The organism is Streptomyces sp. NPDC104309, assembly GCF_055584025.1.
This window is the reverse complement of sequence record NZ_JBVJMV010000111.1, coordinates 1-6,847: the sequence shown is the minus strand read 5'-3', so window position 1 is coordinate 6,847 and position 6,847 is coordinate 1. Positions and strand designations below refer to the sequence as shown.

The 6,847-nt window shown below is 68.0% G+C and carries 7 protein-coding genes; 3 read left to right on the top strand and 4 right to left on the bottom strand.

What is annotated here, in order from left to right; translation table 11 throughout:
- The first annotated feature begins 218 nt into the window (after positions 1-218).
- The 3 genes from ACZ68L_RS46445 to ACZ68L_RS46435 all read left to right on the top strand — a co-directional run bounded on the left by ACZ68L_RS46445 (position 219) and on the right by ACZ68L_RS46435 (position 1,736).
- Positions 219-494 (top strand): hypothetical protein, encoded by a 276-nt coding sequence (locus ACZ68L_RS46445; RefSeq protein WP_469590906.1) that lies wholly within the window; start codon positions 219-221, stop codon positions 492-494.
- A gap of 362 nt (positions 495-856) precedes the next feature.
- Positions 857-1,096: a transposase gene (locus ACZ68L_RS46440; RefSeq protein WP_469590904.1), complete on the top strand. Its 240-nt coding sequence runs from the start codon at positions 857-859 to the stop codon at positions 1,094-1,096.
- 154 nt (positions 1,097-1,250) lie between these two features.
- A complete protein-coding gene (locus ACZ68L_RS46435) occupies positions 1,251-1,736 on the top strand; it encodes a hypothetical protein (protein WP_469590902.1) in 486 nt (161 codons plus the stop codon).
- On the opposite strand, the gene ACZ68L_RS46430 is transcribed toward ACZ68L_RS46435, so the two are convergent.
- From ACZ68L_RS46430 to ACZ68L_RS46415, 4 genes are read right to left on the bottom strand one after another with little or no spacing between them, the layout of a single operon-like run.
- On the bottom strand, positions 1,688-2,827 hold the full coding sequence (locus tag ACZ68L_RS46430; RefSeq protein WP_469590901.1) for a TniQ family protein: 1,140 nt from the start codon (positions 2,825-2,827) through the stop codon (positions 1,688-1,690). The genes ACZ68L_RS46435 and ACZ68L_RS46430 overlap by 49 nt on opposite strands.
- Positions 2,824-3,837, bottom strand: coding sequence for an ATP-binding protein (locus ACZ68L_RS46425; protein WP_469590908.1), 1,014 nt, complete (start codon positions 3,835-3,837; stop codon positions 2,824-2,826). The genes ACZ68L_RS46430 and ACZ68L_RS46425 overlap by 4 nt, the downstream gene beginning before the upstream one ends.
- Positions 3,838-3,869: 32 nt before the next feature.
- Positions 3,870-5,714 (bottom strand): Mu transposase C-terminal domain-containing protein, encoded by a 1,845-nt coding sequence (locus ACZ68L_RS46420; protein ID WP_469590899.1) that lies wholly within the window; start codon positions 5,712-5,714, stop codon positions 3,870-3,872.
- A gap of 26 nt (positions 5,715-5,740) precedes the next feature.
- Positions 5,741-6,493, bottom strand: a complete 753-nt coding sequence (locus tag ACZ68L_RS46415; RefSeq protein WP_469590897.1) for a TnsA-like heteromeric transposase endonuclease subunit — start codon at positions 6,491-6,493, stop codon at positions 5,741-5,743.
- Between the last annotated feature and the right edge of the window lie 354 nt (positions 6,494-6,847).

The window sequence follows — 6,847 nt, the reverse complement described above, 5'->3', positions numbered from 1 at the left end:
CGGCCTCCCTCCTCCCGGCACGCCGCGCCATGAATTAAGGGCAAGCTGGTCCCCAGCGCCGCACCTTCTCCGCAGTGTGGTGAAACTGCGCTGCCGGCCCTGTGACGAACCGCCGGCGGGGCTCCTCCTGCGCCCAGGCAGGCAGCGCCCGCAGCAGGTGATCCTGCGGGACGCGGCACAGCTTCCACAGCGGGTGGCCGCCCGGGACGCAGGAGAACATGATCACCCCGGGAGGGGCTGTGCACGATCGCAGAGAATTTCGTGAAGAAGAGCAGAAGGGACTTCAGGGGAACGTGTTCGCGCAGGCGTGGGGGCCTGGCTTCGTGGTCAAGACCGTTGTCATTCTCGCGGCCTTCTCCTTCGCGGTGTGCTGGGTACCGGACGGATGGCGCCCGCTCGCTGCTCCGCTGGTCATGGTTCCGGTGTACTTCTTTGCCCGGCATGAGGCCGGAAAGCGGAACCGGACCGAGGAGAGAACCTCGGACGAGGCGTAGCCGACTCGGACTGCGAAAGGTTGAATGTCCCAGGGCTCCGGCGTTTGCCTCGGATGTTCGGTCGAGCATGTGATGCGTAGAGGGCGAGGACGCGGTGGCGTTCGGTGTGGGCTCGACGTCCGGCGGCGGTGTTGACGTACCCCGGCGAGCTTGAGCGCACCTGGCCGAGAACCGCGGCTCGTAGTATGCCCAGGGCCGCGACGCAGTGGGCACCCGAGAGCGGCGGGCCGGCCCGGTCCGCGCCCGGGACTGCGCGACGTCCTCGTGGTCCTCGGTGAGGATCTGCGCGGCGAAGGCTATGACCGCGCGGGCGATGCCCTCCGCGGTGTCCGGCCCACCCTGCGCCCAGGTGCGCAGGGTGGATGAAGACTCTGGCCGCCATCGACCTGCTCGCCTGGACCCAAACTCTCCTGCTTGGCGGCGAGTTGGCCACCGCTGAACCGAAGAAGCTCCGCCACCTGCTCCTGCACGCCGCCGCCCGCATCACCCGCGGAGCCCGCCGCCTGCATCTACGGATCGCCGCCACCTGGCCCCGGCGCCATGGCCTCGCGCACGATCTGACATGGATGTTCCTCAACCCCCGTTGCACGGGCAGCGCCTAACGCTGTCCCGTCCGGGCACCCGCTGCGGCCCTGGCTGACCTGTCGCAGCGAAGTTAGTCGACCGAACGGCGCTGAGCTGCGTGGACTTGCTTGAGTGAGACGCCTGCGATTCGGCGTTCGTGCGGCGTCGAGCGCCCGTGGCATCATCAGGCTGGTGAGCGGACGCGTTGTGCGAAGCCAGGCCGAACGTCTCAGTGGATACCGCCGAGTCCTTGAGGCGAGGAGTCCGGACGTCACCGCTGAGCGTCTGCGCTCGCTCGCGGTCGATGAGATCCGACCGGTGCGGCTGTGGACGGCCCGCAGTCCCTTGGCGCCGCCTGATGCGTTGGATCGGCTCGCACGGGATGAAGATTCGTCGGTTCAGTGGAATGCACTGATCAACCCGAACCTGCCGGACCCCGCGCTGCGCTGGCTCGCCGACTTGGAGGCCAGGAAGGCCGGCGCGAGATGGTTCATTCTGCGCGAACGCATAGTTCATCACCCCAACGCCTCGGAAGCCCTGCGGGTGGAGCTCGTGGCAGCTGGGGCCTGCAGTTGCCCGCGGCCGTGCGGCCGGAACGTCTATGCGCGGCAGACTTCGACGGTGGTCGATCAGTCTCCGGTGGCAGCCGGGCGAGGTTCGGCGTCGAAGGACAGCTGATACCAGTCCTGGGTGATCTTCCAGGACTGGTAGTCCCGGAAGATGCCGCTGAGGCCGTCGGGCTGTTCTCGCGCTGTGAAGTAGTCGCCGAGTAGCCGGTGGAGCGTGATCACAGCAGCGGCCTCGGCCTGTTTGGTGAGCGGGTGGGTCCAGCCGCCTGGAGTGAGGTGGCGGACGAGGAGGGGCCAGGTCAGATCGTGGCCTTGGCCGAGACGGACCACGAGCCATTCCTGGAATCCGGTGAGCATGTTCCAGGAGCTTCCGGCGTCCAGGCCGAGAAGGAACGCCGTCATCGAGGAGAAGGAGCCGTCGAGGCCGTGCCGGGCGGGCTCGCGACGAACCGCGGTCAGCAGGGCCTTGTAGTGCTGGAGCACGTTGGCTTGGAGGGTCTGCTGAGTGGCGGCGAGGTAGTTTCCCGCGCTGCGCTCGCGTGTCAGTGTGTCCGGATTCCTCAGCGGGTGCTTGGACATGTAGCGGTGAACGGTGCCGTAGGACACGCTGGCGTCGTGTTCGTCGAGCAGCCTCTCCCAGACGAGCCCGATCGTGGGCAGTTCGCCGGCGTGCGTGGCCGCGTATTCGTCGAGGATGACGTCGATGGCAGGTCCGACGAGTCCCTTGGCCCGGCCCTGGATGGCCGCGCGTTCCTTGCGCGGTGGAGGAGTTGGTGAGGCGAGGGCCTGGCGGACCAGGTAAGGGCTCACGCGATGCTTCGCCGCCAACTTCCGGACGGACTGCTCACCTGCCTGGGCGTCTCGACGGATCGCCCCGAAGAGCGCGGGCTTGTCCGCGCTGGCAGTGACACGTCGCTTGGGTTTGTCCGAGGCCGGCCTCGGGCGTTTCTTCCGCACCAGATCAGCCAGAACCCGTTCTAGGACGTCCTGTTGATGACCGGTAACTGCGGCCAGTCGGTCCGCGCGTGGTCGCTTCCCGCGCCCGTAGTCGGGTGGGCCGACGAGGCATCCGCGCAGGTAGCTGGGCTTGAGGTGGTTGGCCTGAGCCAGTCGGCGGATGAAGGAGTCGGTTCCCTCGCCGAGTCGTAGTGAGACCTGGACGGGGAGTCGGGTCAGTTGTTCGGGCAGTGCCTCGGTCACCTGGTGGCTGCCTTCTTCGCCGGCTTCCTCATGGTCTCCGCGGCGTGATCCAGGGGGATCTCGTCGAGTGCTTCCTTGGTCACGCGTTCGGTCCCGCCCAGGATCGCGTCGATCGCGGCTCCCCGGATGGCGTGGGACAACGCTCCGATCATGCCGTCGGCCCGGTTGTGGAGGTAGCGGTCCAGCTTGACCAGGCTGCCCGGCGGGTGGTTGTGCAGGAGAAGGGTCTGTTCCATGGTCGCGACCAGGCCCTTCCACTCGTCGCCGTAGGGGAAGGGGCGGGTGGGAACGAGCGTGAAGCGGCCCGCGATCTGGGCGCCCCGGGTGCCGGTCAGGAGCTCGCTGGTCTCCAGGTCGATGCCCGCATAGACGAACGTCGCGGGGATGCGCTCGGAGAAGTACTTCAGGGTGTCGGAGACCTCACCGCCGGCCCGCGTGACCTGCGAGACGTTGTGAATCTCGTCGACCAGCACCAGACCCGTGCGCGAGTCCGTGCAGACGCCGACCACGGCCTCGATGATGTCCGTCATGTTCGACCGGGGACGGACCGGAAGGCCCAGGAAGCGTGCGAACTCGGCAGCGACCATGCGGGCAGTCGCGGCGGGCGGGACGGTGATGTAGAGCACCGGGATGCGGTCGGCGACGTTCGGGTGGCGAGCCCGGTCGAGGAGCTCGTGGGCGAGCCCCAGCTGGGTGATGGCGCTGGTCTTGCCCGTGCCCGGCAGGCCGGAGACCATCAAACCTCGGCGAGCGCTGATCGCGTGCCGGTTGAGCAGGACCAATCGACGACCGCAGACCACCGTCTTCTCGACGAACGAGGTGGCGACCACGAGCATCCGGGCGTGATGGTCGAGCCGGTCCTCGTCATAGAGGGCCCGCTCTGCCGGGGACAGCCTCCGCAGTTCGTCGGAAGACAGCAGGACCAGGGGTTCGGGCGGGCCGGCGGCGAACGTCCGCCAACCGCCCAGGGTGGTGAGCTGACGGTTGGCCGCAGCATCAGCCTCGTGCAGAGCGGTTCGTCGGCCTGCCGCTTCGGGGGTGGTCACGGACGCCTCCAGGGGTTGGCGAGCGGGTCGAACAAACCCAGCGGGATGACCTTGGTCAGCTCGGTGTTCGGCTCTTCGTCCGGCGTGACCTCGGCGGCAGGCGGGTCCGGGATCGGCAGCTCGGGGGTGGTGGCCCGGGTCCGGGCGGCGACGCGGCGGGAACGCTTGGCCGCAGGACCCTTCTCCAGGACAGGGCCGGCGTGGGCCCGCCGCAGCAGGGCAGCGGCGGCATCCGCGATCTGTTCCTCGGTGCCGCCGGGGACCTGCTCGCAGGCGTGGTCCCAGGCCAGCTCTCCGAACGGGACGCCGACGCGGCGAAGATGCTTCCAGAACACGGTGATCCACCGATCGCCCTGGCGGTCGCGTACCCAGATCCGGGAGATGTCGTAGGGGTCGTAGTGGATCTCCCACAGACCCTTCTTCTCCACCACCCCGGAGTGCTGGCGGCGCAGTGGGCCCAACTCGACGTCGTCGTAGGTGCGGTGCTTGATCCGGATGCCATAGGCGTTGACCACCTGCCAACGCTCGGGCAGCAGCTCGATGTAGTCCGCCCCGTTCAGCGGGACCGGGACGTAACCGCAGGACTCCACCAGCGTGGCGTACTTCTCGTTCGGCGAGAACGCCCGCTTCGGTGCCTGCGGGTCACGCAGCCCGTCATGCGGCCTGGTTTGCCAGACCGCGATGATCCACTCGTCCAAAAGGCTCTGCAACTCGGGTAGCGACCACAGCGGCCCGTCCTCCAGCTTCCGGCCGCGCCGGTCCGCGGTCGAACCGGTGTAGCCCGCGACGAACTGAGCGAACAGTGTGGCCACTGAGCCCAGGGTCTTCTCGATCGTGCCCTTGTCCGTCGGGGTCGCCTTGTGGGCCGGTTGCAGGTTGATGCCCAAATATCGGCAGGACGCCCGGAAGTTGTTCGAGATGAACACCTTGCCGTGGTCGCAGACGATCGACTCCGGAACGATCACCGGCCGTGCCGCCGCCTGCTCCAAGCGCTCGTCCAAGGTCAGCAGCCGTCGGTGCGGTAGCACCGAACGGGACATCAGCAGGGCGTCTGACCAGCCCGGCCGCATCGCCTCCGGGGTGACGCTGCGGGCCAGCAGCGCGGAGGCGTCGGCCGCTTTCGTCGTCGGCCGCAGCACCGCCGCGGTAATCGACCTGGTCGCGATGTCGACCATCGCGGTCAGCTCGACCTTCTCCGCGATGCCGTCGTCCAGCCGCACCAGCACGTCCAGCGGGGTCGAGTCAATCTGCATGAGCTCGCCCGGCGCACTGGCCGGCACTTCCCCGAACGGGCCGGGCGGCCGTGCGTTGACCGAACGACGTGTGCGGGCCGAGCCCGTCGCATGAGCACCGGTCGCCAGCTTGCTGTAGAGCCGGTAGAGGGTCGCCCGGGAAGGAACCTCGACATGGGCGGCATCTTTCCGGCCAACCAGAATCTCCTTGGCCCGCCAGACGATGAACCCGATCGTCTTCGACGAGTCCTCGGCCGTCTCGCCGATCGCCTGCCGCATGGCTTCCACCACCGCCGCATCGACCATGCCGAAGGCCGGCATCTGTTTGGCCGACCGGCCATCGGCCAGTCCGATCAGTCCGTCACGCTGATAGCGCTGGCGCCGCTGCTTGATCCCGCTGGCTGTCACCGGGCGCCCGGCCGCCGTCAGCTCGGCCGCCTTCACTCGCTCACGCTCAGCCAGCGAGGTCCCTCTCGGATCGAACTCCGGCCGCGGCACCGCTCCTTCGGAAGCGTCCAGCGGCAGGCCGTGCAGCACTTCGAGAATGTGCCCCTCCCACCAACGGGCCTGTTCGGCCGCCGTCTCGGGAAACTCAGCGATCCGGGCCATGGGGGGAACCTTCCGCCCCGTCCCGCTCATTGGGCACCCCCGCCGGCCAAGCTCACGACCGTGCGCGGTCCCATCAGCTCGACCGACAGCCCCTTGAAGACCAGCTCCTGGAGCCAGAGCAGATGAAACAGGGTCGGCAGCGTCGCGAGCCGGTCACCCACCACATCGACCCCCGGAAACATCGGGCCCGGCTCCGCGAAGACCTCCCGCAGCCGATCGGCAACCGGGCGGTGCAGGCACCGTGGGTGCCGATAGCGCGACAGCCACCGCACATTCGCCAGCAGCACCGCCTCCGGCGTCCCCACCCGCTCGAACCCCCACCCGGCCCGAGCGCAGGCCAGCCGCGTCACCTCGAACACTTCCGCGTCCTTCGACTCGATCCGCTCATCCGCGCGGACGTCGATGACCACCGCCGAGCCATCCGCGTGGCGGGCGAAGTAGTCCGGGGCGTGCCGACGCTCTCGTTCGCCGTCGTGCCAGTACAGCCAGAACGGCTGCGAGGCGATCCCTACCACCTTCGGGTCGAAGTCCATGAGCAGGAGCCGATCCCGCTCCAACCAGGACTCGAATCCGACGTGCCGCCCAGTCGTCGCCGCCCAGTACCAGCCCGCGAAGTGACGCTCACCGCGAGACCACCGAAAGGGCCGCACCGGTGCCCCGTCCTCGAAACGGGTCGTCACGCAGTCCAGCAGTGGACGCCGTTGTCGCTCGCGTACGGCGTCCACGTACGACAGCTCGACGTACGGCCATGCAAGATCCACCCCAGCCGGTACAGCCACCCAGCACCCCCCAGCGCGATCACCTACACGACTAGGTTCACTGAGACGGAAGGCCAAACGACTGGGTTCGCTGAGCAAACGACTCGATTGAGTGAGAGCGGTCAGTTGACCGGCTGCCACCGAAGGGTGACCGATGGCGTTCTGTGTCAGTGAAGGCTGACCAGTTGTTGGCTTGTGCCAGCGAAGGCTGACCGGTCGTGGGGTTGATCCCTGTCCCGTCTCAGCGAGCCGCGGCTTGTCGTACCGCCTGTCAGTGGTGAGAAGCTGTTCTCTTTCCGAATGTGAGCAATGAGTTTCCGCTGTTCAGGCAGGGTTTCGCCGTGGTCATGGGAGGGTTCGGGCGTTCAGTTCGTT

What these genes read in the sequence shown, in the direction of transcription:
- ACZ68L_RS46445 (WP_469590906.1), top strand. Translation starts at nt 219, where the DNA reads ATGATCACCCCGGGAGGGGCTGTGCACGATCGCAGAGAATTTCGTGAA.
- ACZ68L_RS46440 (WP_469590904.1), top strand. Translation starts at nt 857, where the DNA reads ATGAAGACTCTGGCCGCCATCGACCTGCTCGCCTGGACCCAAACTCTC.
- ACZ68L_RS46420 (WP_469590899.1), bottom strand. Translation starts at nt 5,714, where the DNA reads ATGGCCCGGATCGCTGAGTTTCCCGAGACGGCGGCCGAACAGGCCCGT.